The following is a 17,345-nucleotide window of genomic DNA, read 5'->3' as shown; positions in this document are numbered from 1 at the left end:
GGCGGGCTGATAAAAAGTTCCCGAATTTAAGCGTGAACTACAAAAAAATATCCTGGTCTTGTTGAACATGTTCAACGTATGAAGAATAATAAATTTAGAGGTTCTTCGCCAAAAAACATGGCTTGGCATCACGGCGATTCACCCGGCTCTTTACAACTTGCTGATTTTAATGATCATAAAAGCTACCATAAAATTTATCACCCCGATGGAACAGGTGGGCGAAATAAATGGGGTGGTGGAACTAGTTGCCGAAAAAAAGGTGTTAAATGATTGTAATTAATGGTTTCGATGAGTTATTGACAAAGCGTGATGAAATTCCTGACGTAGGCTGGCTTTATGTTGAGGAGTCATTTGATCTTGAATCTAAAAAAGATATTAATGAGGGAAAATACTTTATCGCTCAAGATGAAGATGAGGAGATTGATCTTGAAGAACATTACGGAACATTCTTAGAGGCACCTATTTTCAAAGCTATAGTTGAAAATAAGCTTGAGCATCATCCCGATTCTGATAGAGACGACTTTTTAAATGCGGTCGTCCATTATCTTGAAAATGATGATTTTCTGGATTAATTATTCAAAGCTAAAAAAATAAATACTATTTTTCCAGTTTTTTTTATCAAAACACGACATTCAAAATTCTTTCTCCTGCTCTAAGCGCATCAAATTTGTTATATAAAAATAATAGATATTTCGTAAAATCATACATGAAAAAAATTTATTAAATAACGCCCACTTAAGAACTATGTGTACGATCCCAACGAGGCCTGAGGCCCGCTGGCGCGCGTTGATCATATGTCAGAGGGCAGCCGGGCCGATATGCTGTGGTTAAACACCAATATTTACGGTGCGCCGACAGACGGAGGGCTTTACCCGGCTGGCAAAACAGTCTGCCCTGCCCCATCAGCCCCTGCGCTATGCGGGCCAGTATGCGGACAGCGAAACCAGTCTGCATTACAATCTGTTCCGCTATTACGATCCCCAGGTGGGACGGTTTACGGTTCAGGATCCGATAGGGCTGGAAGGCAGCTGGAACCTGTATCAGTATGCACCTAACCCTCTGAGCTGGGTGGATCCGCTGGGGTTGAGTGTTGATAAAATCAATATATACAAAGATGCTGCTTATCATGGCGCCTCAGATAACATCGTAAAAAGTAGAGCACCCATCAACGGCCAGTCAGCTTTGGACAATTCTATTCAGGTAACCAACGTCTCTAAGAAGCGTCAGGACTGATGTAAAAGACAATAAGATTTTTTTAATAGATTAAAAGCAGTTTTTATCTGATTTAGGCGATAAATATCTGGCCACATAGATGAGTGGGATGCTTTAGATAACAAAAAACAACCCACGTTTAAAATCCGGTAAAATGACGAGAATAGCCATTTAATGAATGTCACAGCAGTATTTTCTATGTCTTTATTAACAGTATGTACTTTTTTACCCGCCAGCCCTATGATTTGGCTGTGTCACCTGGACACGGTGGAGGTCGATATGAGAAATTTCGGTTTCGTCGTTCTTGGTCTGGTGGGTTTCTCTGCATTCAGCGTTGCGTTTTGCACACTTTGTTTAACCACTGCCGGTGTGTTGCATTAATCGCGTCTGAATTCCTCGACATGGCCCTTTGTGGCCATTTTTTTTCACTGCATCAAACGTAACTTCTGCTATTTTCTTTCTCCGCTTCATAAAAACGTCATACTGCACAGCCCGACTTTGCAGGGCACTACGCAGCGGCAGTGAAGCAGTAAAGCCAATACTGTTTTTTTCCGGCCGAAAGCGCCTGATTATACTCGCAACCTTTGCCGCACGAGTTCCTTCTGCTAACGTTGTTATGATAACGACACTTTCGGACAAGGTAAGCTATGAATCAGTATGACAATCTCTGGAATGCTATTGAGACGCGCGTCAAGCAGAACAACGATGCCACGACGCTGGATATGGGCAATTCCGAAAATGTTTTTGTGAATCAAATCAGGCAACGGACAGCACAGATTTTCATTCTTGAAATCATTCTGGACAAGCATCGCAAACAATTTGGTACGCGCTATTTTCCCTTGTCGGGAGATGAAGCGCTTTATCATCTGATCTTCACGCGTACAAACTGGTTACCTGCGCAAATCAGAACGCTTTCGCTTTCCGATGCCCTGTTTGTTATTGCTGAGCTGTTTCGTGACGGTAATCTTCAGGAGGGCGTAAAAAACTTTCTTGGCACCCAGGGGCTGCGCAATGTCTCCTATTCTGTAGATGAGTTCTCTGACAGAGACTGGGCGCCAAAAGAAAATGAAGTTCATCTGTCGCTTCCCTGAGTGCAGATTTTACTGAAATAGCCGATGTAACGAATCGTCACTCGCCTGCAAAATGATCTCAGGCGAGTTAAGCATGAAAAATACTGGCTTATCTGTTCAGTCGATAAAGTTGGTAATTCTCTTCGTTATCCGCAGGCCGCTCCCCTTGCCAGACCAACGTCCCGTCGACAAACTCCTCAGGATGCCTTTTATCATGTTGCAGGAATAGCCAGTTACAGCGGTAGGCACCTCTGTGCTTCCCTTCTCGCAGCGTTACCAGCCCATCGTAATATTCCAGTAAAGCCCGTTGTGGTTCACCAAGATGCCGGCTCGCGACACATTCATCCCTTGGCAACCATGCCCGCAGCGGGAGAAAAACATCAGAATAACGCTTGGTGTAATCCAGATACGGCATGCCCAGCGTCATGGCCAACACCCAGCACAGCGTGATGCAACTGGTAAAAATTGATAAGGGACTTTCCCGGCAGGTGCGATTCAAAAACACCAGCCCACTCAGCAATAAAGTAGCCAGTAATGCTGCTGCAAACATCACTGATGAAATCTGAGGCGTAAATCCGGGCGCACCCTGTGCCACCCATTTATTCCACAGTGGCGCAGGCCAGCCGGTCATCAGGATGATGCCCGCTCCCCACATCACCGTTGGAAGCAGGCAGAATAAGCCGAGTGCCCATGGCCGCAACTTTATCGTCCAGAGGGTTTTCTGCTGACAGGTACCTGCTGCCAGTATGGCCAACGGCAGAAGCAGCGGCATGGCGTAAAGCTCCCGCGCGTCAGATGCACTCGACAGAGTGACAAAACCGGCTAAAAAAAACGTTACCAGTACCATTGCGGATGCGCTGATGCCGGTTTTCCAACTGCGCCAGAGCCACCACGCAGCCATCGGCAATGCAGGAAAGGCATACCAGGGAAGCAGTTTAAAGTAAAAGAAGTGTTTCGCTTTAGGCCCGAGCTTAGCGGTACCGTCAAAACGGCCAAAATTATTGACCAGTAGCCAGGTTGAAAACAGCTTTTCAGAACGCATCCAGAGCGCATACAGCCACGGCACTACCAGCGGGCAAAAGACCAGAAACGCGATAGCACAAAACACGATATAGCGTCTGCTACGAAACGCTGTATTCATCAAGGGTAACGTCAGCGCTGTCAGTCCCAATATGCCCGGGCCGAGAAGCCCTTTAGAGAGAAACATCACCGCTGCGCCAATACCCAGTATCGCGCCACCCAGCACATGGCGGCGAATCCCCAAAATGAAACCATAAATGCCAGTGGCACCGCCTGCCAGCAAGGCGATATCGGTAATCATTTGGTGTGCCCGGACAGGAAAGCCCAAACAGGCAAACAGGATAAGTACGGCCCAGCGGCCTGCGCCCTTGCCGAACAACTCTCTGGCCGAAAGCGCAATGGCATAGCATGCAAGCACGATAAAAAACCCGGTTGCCATACGCGCGGCATCGGGCTCGCCTAACAACGGACTGAAGAGGCGGAGAAAAAAAGAGGCCACAATAAAATACAGTGGCGGCTTCTCCATAAAGGGTTCGCCTGCCAGGGTAGGTACGACCCAGTCGCCAGTCTGGGCAATATGACGGATTAGCCCGAACGTATAGGCTTCATCCGGTTTCCACGGTTCATGTCCAAACAGCCCCGGTAGTAACCAGCAGATAAAGACAAGCACGCACAATACGAGTGAGATTTGCTGGGGAGCAGGTAAAAAGGGCATGGTCGCGTAAGCGTGAGTGTTGCTTTTACTGGCGAACTTTCGAAGTAAAAAGCGTTCCGGACCTGTTGCCCGCGTAACTGGAAAGACGCTTTGGCAATTTTTTGTATTCACCATTTACTGGCCTGCCCTGCCTGTTTTTTACGTTAATGGGTTGGTTTAAACTTAACCTTGTCGATGCTGACTCAGTCGTCATGTCCATGCGAAAGCTATCTTTTAAATACCCGCTAACCCGATTCATTTCAGATATAACGTATACAGTTAATGCAATGACCTTTTCAATTTTGCTTATACATGGGTGAACTCACCACGAAAAGGGAAGCATTAGCGCTTACTGATATTGCATAAGATAAAGAATTCGAAGTAAACGAGGAATAAACATTCTGTGCTTTAGGCAGAGGTTTAAGATAAGAATGATGTGGGGCTGTTTGTTGAGAAAAAAATTTATGTTGAGCAAAAAACCTGCATCTGTAACACCTCCGCCAAATGAATTTGTTCAAAAAACATCAAAAAGAGGGGGCTTACTCCTCTGTTTCAGTCTCAATACCCTGGCATCCACAAACACCAGTCACATTTTACGAACGTTCTAACGCATTAATAAAGCAAAATAAAGTGTGCTTTTTTGAGGTTAGCGCTTGTCATCTTGATGTAAAATAATCAGATAAGTAATATTAATAAAAAGGACTTAGTCTCATGGTTCCAAAACAGTATGGCGTTGCATTACTCGTATCGTCTTTTATTCTGGGTGGTGCTGTATTTTGTGCCGCGATGGTTAATAAAGGACTCATTTTTGAAGAAAAACATATCATTACGACCGCAGCCGGCAGCGTAAATCTCGGCGAAGTTTATAGCGAAAGACGTGGGATGGATATTACCTTAGCACCTGCATCTGATAATGCCCCGAAAGAAATCAACCTCAGTAACCTGGATCCAAAAAATTTCTCAGACGATATTCATAATGCTTTAACTAACATCGCAAATAGAGTTAACGAGCAGCAAGGTCTTTCCGGAGATAAGGCAATGAAAGCGGGTACGCTGTCCTCTAACTTACCCTTTAAGTTGCATGTAACGACATACATTCAGTACAGATCTGAGCATATACCCAATTACACACTGGTCATCGATGAAAAAGATTTTCTTATCGACAAAGAAATATTTGAAAGACGAATCAACACTGAAGCAGAAAAAATGGTAAAAGAAAGCGCTTCCGCTTTTTCTGCTAACAGTTTTATTAAAAAATAAAACTTATATTTCCCGTAAAATCCTCAAACCAAAGAGTAAAAACTGGAGTATTAACAAACCAGTTTCTACTCTTTTTTTACATCTTATTAGTATCATCATTGGCTTTTTTTTCAGTTTGATCTTTATATGTTTTTTAATTTACACAAAAAGTAGCACAATTTTTGTCATAATCTCTTAGGCGCAGCGCCTTAAGACAGCTCCAATAAGAAAAACTCTGGCATAATTCTCCCCGTCACAGGATTCAGTTTAAAACTGACCACAAACGTTGCTTAGTGAAACCCTTCAGCCTTAATCCAATAAGCTTATCAGCAGGTCATTCCGAAGATGTGGATAACGAATGCGTTTTTAATACCGTTTAGCCTATTCCTTGTAAGATTTCTCGTCATGCAAGCTCCTTTTGAAATGAGTAGCGTGAGGTGTAGCCCATTGATTTAGCTATAGCGAAATTTACAGTAAAGGTTAGCGCGTGCACCAACAACAGCAGAGGTTAATACCAAACTTAAAACAAAGTCCCCGCCATATTATGTACCAGGCGATTAATAAGACCTCTTTTTTGACAAACGATGTGGAGCGTTCTGCCTGCACTGAGCTTCACACGCATGTTTGATGGCGTCGTTCATAGGCTTGTTTGGATTCTGGCTAAATTTCAGTTCATTTTCTGTGTCGTAAGGGTGCTAAACATTTTTTAAGACGAGGTCATGTCAATCTGGCACAAGATCGAACAAGCCCCAAAATTGACGCGATTTATGGCAGTCGTGTCCCAAATCCGTCCCACATTGAAAAACTTGCTTGAGGAGAAAGGAGGTAAGTCATTGAAATATATTGGCGCCCCTACAGGATTCAAACCTTCTAGCTAGTCCTCTGTTCTGTATGTAATTTTTTTCATTTCGATTTGTTACCTGCCCCCAGATATGCCCCCTTAACAAATTGCTCACCACCATGACTGTGGTTTATCAATGAGTGCTTGTGTGAGCTTGGATGATTCATTGAATAGAAAATGTTGAGAAAATTCTTAACCTAACTCACAAACGTAAAATGTATGATACTTAGTCATTTGACTGAAAGGGACTTATTTTGAATGAAAGAAATCGATAAAAATTAATCATGGTTCGTTCTACGTAGGGTTAAGTAGTTTGCTTACAAGCTACTTTCCAAAGACTTCGAAGCCATTATAACATTGACAGGAGAAAACAATGTTTAACTATAAACGGATTGGAGCATTTTTAGTTTTTTTAATAATAGCATACTGCATATGGATTGCTATAAGACCAGCAAAAATAGTCAGAGTTGATAATGATGCGGTTTTTGTAGAACATTTACCGATGACTACAGAAGGGAAATTAAACTGGTGGTTGAAAAACAAAGAATCACTTCAGAAAAAATATCAGATTATCAATACTCCAGATAACTTCACAGTTATCATAATGAATTTCGGTGATTATGAAAAATTACCAACAGGAACCAGAGATGGTTCAGTTAATGACTACACTTGCTTTGATGATACTAATGGCGAGCATAAGAAATGTGTTTATAACAGCATAGCATTAGTTATAAGAGGGAGCGCTAATGGAAAGGAATTTATAAACATAGGCGATAAAACGTTTATCCAGACTTCTGATGGTAGAGTAACACTAAAATAATAAAATATTTTTCAGTAAAGTGCATCACAGTTGAAATAGCCTGACCATGAAAGTCAGACTATTTTAAGACTTTTTGGACTAAATTCTTTTTTTAACAACCCCGTCATCTTCTTTAACAAGCACAGAATTTATTTTGCTTTTCTCTTCTTCAGTGATTTTTTCTTGAATTATTTTTATAATCTTATCAGTATCAACATCAAATGCTAAGGCTGAAAAAAACCACCAGTCAACACTATTGTATTCAACAAGTTCGGTTAATTCAAAACCTTCAACTATGCTCACGATTTTCAAGCAATCCTGAGAGGTGTAATACTCTCTAAACATAATATAAACAATATGTTCGGCAGGATACATTCTATAGCTTTCGGTAATGTTATTTTTCGCTAATAAAGCTACTAAATCATTATGCACTTTATTAAGAAACTCTTTTGCCTCAGAAAATGATATTTTCTCATCTTTCATTTTATCTTTACTTATAAAACCCTACATTTTTATTTATAATTTCTTTAACGCAGATTGATTTTTTGTAAATATAATTCACATACAATCTAATAGAGATTTTTGGAAGAACTCATTGTCAGAGTAAATTATGTCTTTACTAATCACCGTGTGAGCAAGTCCCAGCACATGAGAAAAGACACTCTCAACAGAGGGATAGAGAAGCTGTTAGGAATTGAACATGGCAGAAAGAAGCAACCACCAAATATTATGGGTAATATTGAATATTTTATTGTTCATGATTTGAGAAGAACCAGCCGGAATTTACTTACTTATCCCTCTGTTCCTCCTCATGTGGCGGAGAGGTGTCTGAACCACAAACTGAAAGGAGTTGAGGAGATTTATGATAGGTATGATTACTACAGTGAACGGCAGGAAGCGCTATTAAACTTCGGTAAGTTAGTAAAAAAAGGATTGACAAGTTAACTTTACACATATAAATTCCGTAAGTGTAAAAAGATTCTACAAATAATTTAAAAACATAGGATAAGCTATGAGTAAAATCAAAAATGGAGGTTTTCCTCCTCCTAATGGTAATGATGACCAATTCAATTCTAAACCTGAATATGATGTAGTGGGTTTCGATGAAAACGGAACTACAGTCTATTATTTATGCTTCAAAAATACATTTATCAAAAAAAAACCTCCGATAGCATATGCTACCTATGAAGAAGCTGAACGTGATTGCATAGCCTTAAACCTTCGTTATAATTATTAAAGGCCACGGACCATTCTTTGCAAGATGATTTTTATAATATGGTAATAATGCTTTGAATTCGATATGAGATGGTAAAACAGAGATTTTATCTATCATTGCTAGATAGCCAAAACCTAATTTATTGAATTTCTCTTTCGGAATAAAGCCCTGCTTAGGACTGACATTATTTGGCCATTTATCAACAATCTCTATTAGGAAGTTATTTGGATCGCAAACTTTAATTCTTAATAATGAATCCTCAGGAACATCCGAAAGTATAGGTGCCATTATAGTATGTTCAGTAACCATATCACCTTCTATAACAAACAACCTTTTCATCTCAGGTGTAAATAGATCATTGAGATAGTTTATGTGATTAAAACCACCCTTTTCAATTGCTTCAACCGGCCAAGAATCTATAATCTCAATTTTAAACTTCATTTTAACCTCCCATATATTTACATCATCTATATGATACAAATATATAAGATTGTCAATATCGATAGCGTAAAATTAATTATGAAAAATCTTTTTACTAAATGCCTTGGAAAAATATCATTCTAAAAAATAAAAATCAACTGAGTCAACTTACATACTCCCTACCCTGACATATCGCAGAAATATTATTTAATCAGCAAGTCAAAGGAGTGGAAAGCAGTTATGACAATTATAGTTGTGGTGTAATTGAATAAGGAAAGCCATTTCTTGTCATATGACCACTTTCTGAAATCATATACAGGTGTTTTTTTGCTCGTGAAGATATAACATACAAAAGTCGTCTTGCGGTGTAATCACTATGTTTTCGACTACAGTCAATTATGTCATCCCAATGAGGTATTTTCCCATTTAGCAAACCAGTGCAAATTACAACTTCATACTCATCGCCCTTGGTCGAGTGACATGTGGTTATTTTCACTCCACCTCTGAAATTATAAAAAGAAGATAAGTCACTTGCCCTATAATTCATATCATATTTTTTCATTCTTTTAGTAGTAGCATGAATAAGAGAAAGCATTTCATTATGATAAAAACTACCCTCATGTAAATTTAGCTTAAAAATTCCACAAAATTCAGTTATAACCGCCTCAATCCACAATTCAATACTTGTATCATAATTGGCAAGCATAGCCATGCGGTTTATCTGCGACAAAATAGTTTTTGAAGAATATGGGAAAGTATCAGGTGAATGAAGGTATATCTCAGCGAAAAATTCATTAATGATTTTTTGTCGAATGGTGAAATTTTTAGGCACTCTTTTAACAAAGAACAATTTAATAAAACCCAACCAAAAACTTTCGGAGTTTTTAGGAATTGGAGATATCGTAACCCCATCTATTTCAAATTCATTGCCTAATTTGGAAATGTCCCCTGAGAGCTTAATAACATCAAACCAACTTGGGCAAAGAACAGCGATCTCGTTAGGAGTTATTCCTTGTTGCAAGTGTGTTTCAATGATTCCGGCAACATAATGCGATAATTGTGATTTTTCTATAGAGCTTTCTTTGAGAATGACTGAAGGGAAGTCTTTAAAATTGGATAAAGAGTTAATGTTAAATTTTCCATCTTTATAATTACTATAAAAATTAATAATAGATTGACTACTACGGAAGCATCCTGTTAGATTCATATCTACCAAATCATTAATACCAAAGTATTCTGATAACTCCTCTTTACTTTTAACGATAGCCCCAAGCCCTGTATAAATAGCTTGTTCTTTATCACCTATAAGAGTTAATACATTGTTCTTTTCAGAATACATAGCTTTTAAAATCTCATATTGCAGAGAAGAAATATCTTGATATTCATCAATTAAAATGTGTTCAAACAATAGTGACAATCGTTTGCAAAGAGACCTATTTTTATTAAGCAACTTGAGGGATATATTAAGAATCAGGTCAAAATCAATTAGTCGATTAGCACTTAAATACCTGTGATAATCTCTAACTAAATTAAGCTTATCATCACCTTTAGAGTATGGATATTTAAAATCACTGGTCAATTGAGTGGCAATTCTATCATAAAGACCTATTCCATATTTTTCTTTTAATTCATTAATTATGAACTCCCTCTCGTGTTCATCAATAACACTAAAACCTTTCGCAAGCCTTGGAATTCTGTCCAAATTAGGTTTGATAATCCAGTTCAAGCAAAAACCATGAATTGTTCCAATCCATAGATTTTTGATATCTACACCGAATGAAATCAACCTTTCATAAATAGTATCGGAAGCTATATTTGTATATGTAAGGGCGATGATTCTCTTCTTACATCCCCCTGATGGTTCTTTATTTTCTAACATGTAACAAAGTTTTGATACAAGAGTTTTCGTTTTCCCAGAACCAGGACATGCGGTTAACAATAAATTTCCATTGTGCTTAACAGCATCCCATTGTTCTTCAGTAAGATTCCTGTAAGGCATAATTATAACTCCCATAATCTATAAAAACTGTCAGGACAATGGAGACCATACTCTTGAATTTTATTATTTAATCCGTGCTTAGCGGATATTTTTTCTTCCTCTTCCCATCCAGCTTCTTTCATTAAAGACAAATTATAGGAAAGCATTTTTTCATAGATCGGCATTAAATCCCTATCCATAAGCACATATTTAATAGCTTCTAGGATGTAATCAGGTATGCGATTATCAACAGTTACATGTTCGACCATACTTGTAGCTAACCAACCTTTTCCGATTTTATTTGCAAATTTCAAAGCTCTTTTATATCTTACTCTTATATCACTTGAGTTTATATCACCTATATTTTCATTAAGATCAAACTCTTTACTATAACTTTCTCTCATAACGTTGATAAAAAGTTCGCTATTTTCTACATATTTAACCAATTCAGTCTCAAATGTATTCTCGGCATAAAAAACTGATACATACTCATTATGCTTAATATCTTCATCCAATTTAGCTTTCCGTTGGGCACCATCAATATCTGCATTCACCAAAGATTCCACAAATTTAGAGCCAAAAATATCATCAGCCTTAGTAACATAAGCTGAATCTAAATCTGTTAATATAGCACACCGCCTTTTTAACCTGTCATTATGGAAAAGATTAGCTAAGTGTTTGAATACCGTCCCATCAACTTTTATGAGACTTATACCTAATTCATCTAAACTTATACCTAAAGCCTTCTTTATCATTGTAGGTATAAGAATAAGCTCCGCATCACCTTCTACCAAAATTACACTTTTGGAAAATAGCAAATCACTGCGAATTGCGTCGAGATATCTTTCAATCGAATAGATTTCTTTTTTGTTTAAACCATTCGAAGGCCTATAGATTTCGGTGTAACCTTTCTGTCGTGCTAAAACATTCATCGAAGATATATTTGATACTGAGCTGATCTGTGTAGAATGGGTAGAAACAAAAACCTGTGTGTTTTGAAAGTTAAACTTATCAAAAAGAGTTTTTTGAATATGGGTATGAATATGAGCTTCAGGCTCTTCAATTAATAGGAAATGAGTAATGTGTTCTTCGGTATCTCTGATTTCTTCATATTCATAAAGTTTTAATGCGAGATAAATAAGATTAGCACCACCTAAACTTAAATCATCTAATCTTCCTGAACCATTATAATCTAAAGAATCCTCAACTACTAAGCCGAGCGACTGTATAAGTTCAACGAAATCCTCTGGAAGCTGAGATGACACCATTATTTTAGGAGAGTATGTTGAACCAACCGTATTAGTCAAAGAGGCTGAAATCCTTTCGCTTAGCATTTTTATTTCAGGTATAGAAGATATTTTTTCATTCACTCCCTTTACATCATCAACAACATCAGGACTGCTATTAATCTGTTTACTTTTTAATGTAAGAAGTTTATATAAAGGGTTTGTTTTATAATACTTTAAATCAGCAACTACATTCCTTAATGCCTTAACATATGTGCAAGCTACCTCGCTTCCAAGAGAAAAGAAATGCGGTTTTTTACAACCTAACTTCTCAGCATCATCGTTTGGATCTGAAAAGCTTAGATTTATGAAATCTCCAACTATATCTTTATAGACTTCATCATTAGTAAAGTCTATTTTCGTTCTGACAAATGCTACAGCCTCATAAGTTTCTTTAGAGATAATATGATTGGAAATGTAGTTTGAAAATGCCTCTTCTCTTTTCTCAAAACTATCATTAGTTAAAGACAAATCATAAAGATCTTGTCTAACATTAAATTTAGGGCGGTATATAAAAGTATAATTACCTTCTGTGCCTAACTCATCGTTCCCATCATTCAAGGAATAATTTGCAATTACTTGTTCTTCTTCATACTCACTGAGATCATCAAAATATAAGGTAATAATAATCCAGTGCCCAAATGGTTCTTTCAAACCTCGATTGAAATCTTCGCTGGAAAGTATCCGAGAATTTAGTGGGAGTGAATCATCTAAGATCAGCCTCATGGCATTGAAAAGGTTTGTCTTACCAGAAGCATTTTCTCCGATAATAGTATTGACGGCCCCCTTTAAAAAATGGAAGTTTGACTTATGAAAATTCCTATAATTCTTTATTGAAATCTTTTTAATATACATAGAGAAACTCCCATTTTTAAAAACTGACTAAGCTATACAATTGCAATCGGTTAATTAATTTAAAAACATATTACTGTATAAATATACTGCACGGAAATTCACTTTCTATTATTTTTCCGTTTGAAATTACAGAAATATACATATGCTGCAACCCTTTGTAAGAAGTTTCTTCTCGATGGTAAGCATGGAATATACCATTTTCTTTTTCGTGAGCTTGCTTTATAATTTCAGTTTCATGGTTGTCATTATTGTGTTTTTTACTGGCCTCTGCTCCATTGTTCACAACGCGAAATTTGAATTTAAGTGATTCATAGTTCTCTCCATAACCTTCATGGAAAAAAGCATGGAACTTGATCCATTTGTTTTTAGGAATAACTGAACCACAGCTTATATAATTCTGCTTATTAGAAAAGCCATATTCATCATTGCTATAGGTAATATCAACTTTTATACGGCAAGGTTTAACACCGTGCGGAAGGAGTGAAAAATATTTGGTCTGATTCAGCAAATACTGACCATACCGTAATCTCTCTTTATTTTTAGATGTATAGTCAATAACATATCTATCCGGCTCGCTATTTTTTATTTTATATTCAAGATAATCATTAATAGTAAGCCCTAATTTTTTAACTAAACTCTCGCCAAGCATAATGGAATTTTTTGGAGCCTTATGCTGTAGTTTAGATGCTATATCAACAAAAAAAGATGTAGCAGTGACTTCATTTATACCTGGTATTCCATAGTTACCCCACAAGACATAATCGCTTTCACCTATATCGATACCAATTCTGATACCGATATTTTCATCAGCCACTTCCTTTATTTGTGGTGCTACTATTTCATTCATTACTTCAATAAAATATGCTGCACAATTAATAGCATCGATAGCACTATTTTCTAATGTATTGCGGTCTTCGTTTTCTTTACTTCGGAAGAAAGCCATAACAGCATCTCCCATTATTCTATGTACATGCCCGTCAAAGGCATTAATTGTTTCAATAACTCCAGTGATGATGTTATTTTTAAAGAGAAACACGTCTGAAGGACTGTATGAAAGGCCAAGTTTAGTAGAGCCTATTATGTCTATAAACATTGTGACTACATAACCAAACTTAGTTGTATTATCTAATTCTAAACCTCTAAACTCAGGATGGGTTCCTATCGTAGGCACTTCCTCCCTCTCAGGCTTACCAAAAGCTTCCCGTAAGCCTCGAACAGCTTCGTAATCACTGAGTGGTGTTAAACCATCTCTTATTATAACGCTCTGTGAATTGACACTTTCAAATAATGATTTGCTAAACCTTTCCAGTTCCACATCTTTCGCATCTTCCGATACAGGTTCTAAACTCTCCATCCCCGCAGAGTCAAAAGCTCTTTTGCTAAAGAAATCATAACTTTCTGACTTACTTCTTTTAGATATTTTTTCAATGTCTGAGTTTAAATTTTTATACAGATCTTTGATGCTCATTTTTTATTTCTTCCCATCAGTAATAGGTATAATATGAAGGCAACCAAAATAACGATAATTAATAGAAGCAAAAGAACAAGAAGACTTAAAATTATCACTCCGCTCTCTTCATTATTAAATAAACCCAAAGCATACTCTACCCAAGGAAATGATATCGTCATTAAAAAAGACAAAAGTGACAGCTTCAAATATAAAACCGCTTCTTTTTGCCCTTTATACTTTTTTATTAACCCTTCTGATAGCGTATAATTCAACACTGACAACTGCCTTCCTAAATCTAAATAATTCTCATTAGCTATTTTATTAAAGTAGTCATCCCCACTTTTGTAGTAATGAGTAATATCAACGAAAGAAAAAATGTTCTCTCTGCTACTTTTCTTAATAAAGGGAGCCATTGAACCTAGTGACTTAATAATGGAAAAGATGTTAAGCAACACTCCTAAAATAAGGAACAGTATAAATAAAACCCATGAGAAATTACTATATCCTTCAATTCCACACGGAAGCACTTTTGACAGGTTAACACCAACTATAGTCAAGATAGCTGATGATAATGTTAATAATATGGTTGACTTAGTATTTGCATAGTTTAGATAACTATCGGTCCTTGTCAGTGATTTGATAATCAACTCAATTTTATCTTTATCCATCAATTTTGACCAATCATAGAAAATTCCCTTAAGTCTTTATAGAGATAATTTCATAAAAATAAGAACATTCCTAATAAATTACAGTTCTAACAAATGTATGTCAATAAGTTTCAGTAAACTCATCATGAAATTTTATCTATAATTTTCAAGTATTTAACTAAAAATTACCTCTTACCACTTAAACCAAAATGTAGAAAGTGAATATTAATCGATGTTCTAATATCTTTTAGATATATTAAATGATCAGTTACATTTGTTTTTTCCATTACTAAATCGTTAAATTTCTTTCTGCTACTTTGAGCAAGGGCTAACTTAGCGATGCTCAGTTGCCTTGCTTTTTCTGCCCTTCGGTTGAAAAAGAAAGATCAAAGCAAAAACTTCAATCTCAACCCATTGACGCAATTGACCTTTATGGTAATTATTATAGTTAGCATATGGATATGCTATTAATAAAAATATCAAAAGGAGTTGATATGAAAGAACACAATACTATTTTTGACGATGAGTTCCCTTCTACATTTACCAATGACCCTGCCGTTAAAAAATTACCCCCTAATCGTCTTCGCAAACACTCAGTGACTGTCAGATTAAATGAGGTTGAGCTGAGCAAAGTAAACCAGTTCAGAGGACAGCTAAGCAGAAGCTGTTGGCTGAGATCCTCAGCTCTCAAGCAACTTCCCCCTTCTGTTCCCGAAATCAACAAAGAAGCCTGGCAGGAGCTTACTGGTTCCCTACAGAAACTGAATGATCTTACTTCGTTCCTGCTTCGCAGAGGCGAATATGCTCAGCCACTATCGCAGGAAGTAAGCGCTTTAAAATTGAAACTGTCGCATGTAAGAGATGCTCTGCTGACACTTGAAAAGTGATCATCCAAGATGAAGGGTATGAATAAAATAAAAAGGGGTAAAAACTTCCGAGGAGTCATCTCGTATGCGCTTGCCCCTGCTCCTCATCACATGACTACACCAATGGTGATTGGTGGCAATCTTGTGGGCATTACTGTAGACGAGCTGACCGCCGAGTTCGTAAAGACTCAGAAGCTAAGAGAGGATGTTACGAAACCAGTTTGGCATAACTCCCTTCGTCTCCCAGTAGGTGAATCACTCACTAAAGAGCAATGGAGGAACATTGCTGACGATTACATGAAGCGAATGGGATTCTGTGACACTCACCTCCGTTGCTATGTTCTGCATGACGACGAGGCAGGACAGCACATTCACATCATTGCTTCGCGGATAAACGTTTTAGCAGATGACCAGCTTTACTTGGGCAGGAACGAGAACCTTAAGAGCACTCGTATCATTCAGGAGCTTGAAGAAGATCATCAGCTCACCAGAACGACAGGTCCTTCTCGTGCTACACCACCACAGAAACAGAGGAAGCTTACTCGTAACGAAACAATGATGCAGAACAGGACTGGAGAGAAAGCTTCTAAGAAAGTGATACAGGAAGCGATAGATGCGGTTTTAGTCTTCTTCAATGAAATCACTATCGAGGAATTCACCGATGAACTGCAAAAGCAAAACATATTAGCGACAGCAAACATCGCATCTACTGGCAAGATGAACGGTTTCTCGTTTAAGCATCAGGGAGTCGCTTTTAAGGCATCACAGCTCGGTAAAGCATACAGTTGGTCAAACATGAGTAAGCGAATCACCGTGACTCAACCAATACAGGCTGTTGTTCCTGAATCGATTGCCGACAATGAAAACGTTTCGAATCCCATTGAAGTTCATCCCGCAGCTACACCCCTCATGGCAAATTCCAGAGAACATATCCAGTCTCGCTGGTTGCAGTGGATACCTTACCTTGAGGAGCTTGTTGCTAGTTTGAAAGCTGTTGGTTCAACGATTCTTAATCCTCTCAAAAGAAATGTTATCTATACCGCAATACGAACCGGCAACTCCGAAACACCAAAGATTTCTGAAATAAATTTTCAAAGTTCCGCGATAAAAAACGCTTTCAAACGACTTTAAAGAGCTAGTTTTCAGTGAGTTAAAACTACTCATTAAGTCAAACACTATAAATATTCCCATTCTATTTCAAATTGATAGACAAAAACGATCGATCGTTATTACTGATCAATATTAATATTATGATAGTCATTGACTATCAAAAGAAAGCGATCGATCGGTATAAATGATTTGCTAGACCCCATTTCTAAGCCGTAATGTAACTTCAAACGGAAACACATAGCACACTGATTTATCGGCAGAATAAGCTGATGCATACGTGCGCCTTCGATTCAGTAAAACTAACCTTGGAAGAATCTATGACAGCAATTACTGAAGTAAAACAGCCAAACTTCCTTATGATGAAACGGGTGTGGATTGCTATTGCACTTCCGATTGTCATTTTCTATTTCTCAGGTGTTCAGGGTTTGGTCCAGCTTGCAATCGTATGGATTTTCGCAAGCATCATGCTCTTGATGTTTGCCTATAAAAAATTCCGCATCAAAAAGTGGAATGCCAGCACCAGAGATGTATTCGGAGAGTCTGACGTTGACCTGCTCCCCGTTGATTAATACACCGTGATGTTAGTAATGTCTTCATAAGCCACATGAGGACATCCCCATGAAGAAGCGATTTTCCGACGAA

The 17,345-nt window shown here is 37.8% G+C and carries 16 protein-coding genes and 2 pseudogenes; 11 read left to right on the top strand and 7 right to left on the bottom strand.

What is annotated here, in order from left to right:
- Positions 1 to 78: 78 nt before the first annotated feature.
- The 4 genes and pseudogenes from DFO57_RS00085 (at position 79) to DFO57_RS00070 (ending at position 2,303) form a co-directional block, all read left to right on the top strand.
- Positions 79 to 270 carry an HNH endonuclease gene (locus tag DFO57_RS00085; protein ID WP_078828531.1) on the top strand — a complete coding sequence of 64 codons (192 nt, stop codon included), beginning with the start codon at positions 79 to 81 and terminating at the stop codon, positions 268 to 270.
- On the top strand, positions 267 to 572 hold the full coding sequence (locus DFO57_RS00080) for a hypothetical protein (protein ID WP_013024961.1): 306 nt from the start codon (positions 267 to 269) through the stop codon (positions 570 to 572). The genes DFO57_RS00085 and DFO57_RS00080 overlap by 4 nt, the downstream gene beginning before the upstream one ends.
- Before the next feature lie 165 nt (positions 573 to 737).
- A pseudogene (locus DFO57_RS23025) lies at positions 738 to 1,089 on the top strand (RHS repeat-associated core domain-containing protein); the annotation flags it as partial.
- Positions 1,090 to 1,859: 770 nt separating this feature from the next.
- A complete protein-coding gene (locus DFO57_RS00070) occupies positions 1,860 to 2,303 on the top strand; it encodes a hypothetical protein (RefSeq protein WP_013024960.1) in 444 nt (147 codons plus the stop codon).
- An 88-nt stretch (positions 2,304 to 2,391) separates the two neighbouring features.
- Here DFO57_RS00070 and DFO57_RS00065 read toward each other — a convergent pair whose 3' ends face one another.
- Positions 2,392 to 4,131 (bottom strand): glycosyltransferase family 39 protein, encoded by a 1,740-nt coding sequence (locus tag DFO57_RS00065; RefSeq protein ID WP_014606348.1) that lies wholly within the window; start codon positions 4,129 to 4,131, stop codon positions 2,392 to 2,394.
- A gap of 576 nt (positions 4,132 to 4,707) precedes the next feature.
- Between DFO57_RS00065 and DFO57_RS00060 the strand changes: the two genes are divergently transcribed.
- Positions 4,708 to 5,256 carry a hypothetical protein gene (locus DFO57_RS00060; protein WP_110014959.1) on the top strand — a complete coding sequence of 183 codons (549 nt, stop codon included), beginning with the start codon at positions 4,708 to 4,710 and terminating at the stop codon, positions 5,254 to 5,256.
- 1,193 nt (positions 5,257 to 6,449) lie between these two features.
- Positions 6,450 to 6,896 (top strand): DUF943 family protein, encoded by a 447-nt coding sequence (locus DFO57_RS00055; protein ID WP_110014958.1) that lies wholly within the window; start codon positions 6,450 to 6,452, stop codon positions 6,894 to 6,896.
- A 78-nt stretch (positions 6,897 to 6,974) separates the two neighbouring features.
- Here DFO57_RS00055 and DFO57_RS00050 read toward each other — a convergent pair whose 3' ends face one another.
- Positions 6,975 to 7,358 (bottom strand): hypothetical protein, encoded by a 384-nt coding sequence (locus DFO57_RS00050; RefSeq protein WP_110014957.1) that lies wholly within the window; start codon positions 7,356 to 7,358, stop codon positions 6,975 to 6,977.
- A gap of 99 nt (positions 7,359 to 7,457) precedes the next feature.
- Between DFO57_RS00050 and DFO57_RS00045 the strand changes: the two are divergent.
- Together DFO57_RS00045 and DFO57_RS22545 are read left to right on the top strand one after the other, a co-directional pair.
- Positions 7,458 to 7,820: pseudogene (locus tag DFO57_RS00045) on the top strand (integrase); the annotation flags it as partial.
- 67 nt (positions 7,821 to 7,887) lie between these two features.
- On the top strand, positions 7,888 to 8,112 hold the full coding sequence (locus DFO57_RS22545; protein WP_146206682.1) for a hypothetical protein: 225 nt from the start codon (positions 7,888 to 7,890) through the stop codon (positions 8,110 to 8,112).
- On the opposite strand, the gene DFO57_RS00040 is transcribed toward DFO57_RS22545, so the two are convergent.
- From DFO57_RS00040 to DFO57_RS00020, 5 genes are all read right to left on the bottom strand, one after another.
- On the bottom strand, positions 8,089 to 8,532 hold the full coding sequence (locus DFO57_RS00040) for a hypothetical protein (RefSeq protein ID WP_110014956.1): 444 nt from the start codon (positions 8,530 to 8,532) through the stop codon (positions 8,089 to 8,091). The two genes, DFO57_RS22545 and DFO57_RS00040, sit on opposite strands and share 24 nt — an antisense overlap.
- A 226-nt stretch (positions 8,533 to 8,758) precedes the next feature.
- Positions 8,759 to 10,510: a UvrD-helicase domain-containing protein gene (locus DFO57_RS00035; protein WP_110014955.1), complete on the bottom strand. Its 1,752-nt coding sequence runs from the start codon at positions 10,508 to 10,510 to the stop codon at positions 8,759 to 8,761.
- A gap of 2 nt (positions 10,511 to 10,512) precedes the next feature.
- Entirely contained in the window at positions 10,513 to 12,630 is a 2,118-nt protein-coding gene (locus DFO57_RS00030) for an ATP-dependent endonuclease (protein ID WP_110014954.1), read from the bottom strand.
- 70 nt (positions 12,631 to 12,700) lie between these two features.
- Positions 12,701 to 14,098, bottom strand: coding sequence for an adenylate/guanylate cyclase domain-containing protein (locus DFO57_RS00025; RefSeq protein WP_110014953.1), 1,398 nt, complete (start codon positions 14,096 to 14,098; stop codon positions 12,701 to 12,703).
- Positions 14,095 to 14,748 carry a hypothetical protein gene (locus DFO57_RS00020; RefSeq protein WP_110014952.1) on the bottom strand — a complete coding sequence of 218 codons (654 nt, stop codon included), beginning with the start codon at positions 14,746 to 14,748 and terminating at the stop codon, positions 14,095 to 14,097. The genes DFO57_RS00025 and DFO57_RS00020 overlap by 4 nt, the downstream gene beginning before the upstream one ends.
- 473 nt (positions 14,749 to 15,221) lie before the next feature.
- Between DFO57_RS00020 and DFO57_RS00015 the strand changes: the two genes are divergently transcribed.
- The 3 genes from DFO57_RS00015 to DFO57_RS00005 all read left to right on the top strand — a co-directional run bounded on the left by DFO57_RS00015 (position 15,222) and on the right by DFO57_RS00005 (position 17,272).
- Positions 15,222 to 15,614: a hypothetical protein gene (locus DFO57_RS00015; protein WP_110014951.1), complete on the top strand. Its 393-nt coding sequence runs from the start codon at positions 15,222 to 15,224 to the stop codon at positions 15,612 to 15,614.
- Positions 15,615 to 15,632: 18 nt separating this feature from the next.
- Positions 15,633 to 16,724 (top strand): relaxase/mobilization nuclease domain-containing protein, encoded by a 1,092-nt coding sequence (locus DFO57_RS00010; RefSeq protein WP_110014950.1) that lies wholly within the window; start codon positions 15,633 to 15,635, stop codon positions 16,722 to 16,724.
- A gap of 296 nt (positions 16,725 to 17,020) precedes the next feature.
- Positions 17,021 to 17,272 carry a hypothetical protein gene (locus tag DFO57_RS00005; protein WP_233255838.1) on the top strand — a complete coding sequence of 84 codons (252 nt, stop codon included), beginning with the start codon at positions 17,021 to 17,023 and terminating at the stop codon, positions 17,270 to 17,272.
- Positions 17,273 to 17,345: the final 73 nt, after the last annotated feature.

It is taken from the genome of Pantoea sp. AG702 (genome assembly GCF_003182295.1).
Lineage (GTDB): Bacteria > Pseudomonadota > Gammaproteobacteria > Enterobacterales > Enterobacteriaceae > Pantoea > Pantoea ananatis.
This window is presented reverse-complemented; position numbering and strand designations above follow the sequence as displayed.

What these genes read in the sequence shown, in the direction of transcription:
- DFO57_RS00085 (WP_078828531.1), top strand. Translation starts at nt 79, where the DNA reads ATGAAGAATAATAAATTTAGAGGTTCTTCGCCAAAAAACATGGCTTGG.
- DFO57_RS00080 (WP_013024961.1), top strand. Translation starts at nt 267, where the DNA reads ATGATTGTAATTAATGGTTTCGATGAGTTATTGACAAAGCGTGATGAA.
- DFO57_RS00070 (WP_013024960.1), top strand. Translation starts at nt 1,860, where the DNA reads ATGAATCAGTATGACAATCTCTGGAATGCTATTGAGACGCGCGTCAAG.
- DFO57_RS00065 (WP_014606348.1), bottom strand. Translation starts at nt 4,131, where the DNA reads ATGGTGAATACAAAAAATTGCCAAAGCGTCTTTCCAGTTACGCGGGCA.
- DFO57_RS00060 (WP_110014959.1), top strand. Translation starts at nt 4,708, where the DNA reads ATGGTTCCAAAACAGTATGGCGTTGCATTACTCGTATCGTCTTTTATT.
- DFO57_RS00055 (WP_110014958.1), top strand. Translation starts at nt 6,450, where the DNA reads ATGTTTAACTATAAACGGATTGGAGCATTTTTAGTTTTTTTAATAATA.
- DFO57_RS00050 (WP_110014957.1), bottom strand. Translation starts at nt 7,358, where the DNA reads ATGAAAGATGAGAAAATATCATTTTCTGAGGCAAAAGAGTTTCTTAAT.
- DFO57_RS22545 (WP_146206682.1), top strand. Translation starts at nt 7,888, where the DNA reads ATGAGTAAAATCAAAAATGGAGGTTTTCCTCCTCCTAATGGTAATGAT.
- DFO57_RS00040 (WP_110014956.1), bottom strand. Translation starts at nt 8,532, where the DNA reads ATGAAGTTTAAAATTGAGATTATAGATTCTTGGCCGGTTGAAGCAATT.
- DFO57_RS00035 (WP_110014955.1), bottom strand. Translation starts at nt 10,510, where the DNA reads ATGCCTTACAGGAATCTTACTGAAGAACAATGGGATGCTGTTAAGCAC.
- DFO57_RS00030 (WP_110014954.1), bottom strand. Translation starts at nt 12,630, where the DNA reads ATGTATATTAAAAAGATTTCAATAAAGAATTATAGGAATTTTCATAAG.
- DFO57_RS00025 (WP_110014953.1), bottom strand. Translation starts at nt 14,098, where the DNA reads ATGAGCATCAAAGATCTGTATAAAAATTTAAACTCAGACATTGAAAAA.
- DFO57_RS00020 (WP_110014952.1), bottom strand. Translation starts at nt 14,748, where the DNA reads ATGGATAAAGATAAAATTGAGTTGATTATCAAATCACTGACAAGGACC.
- DFO57_RS00015 (WP_110014951.1), top strand. Translation starts at nt 15,222, where the DNA reads ATGAAAGAACACAATACTATTTTTGACGATGAGTTCCCTTCTACATTT.
- DFO57_RS00010 (WP_110014950.1), top strand. Translation starts at nt 15,633, where the DNA reads ATGAATAAAATAAAAAGGGGTAAAAACTTCCGAGGAGTCATCTCGTAT.
- DFO57_RS00005 (WP_233255838.1), top strand. Translation starts at nt 17,021, where the DNA reads ATGACAGCAATTACTGAAGTAAAACAGCCAAACTTCCTTATGATGAAA.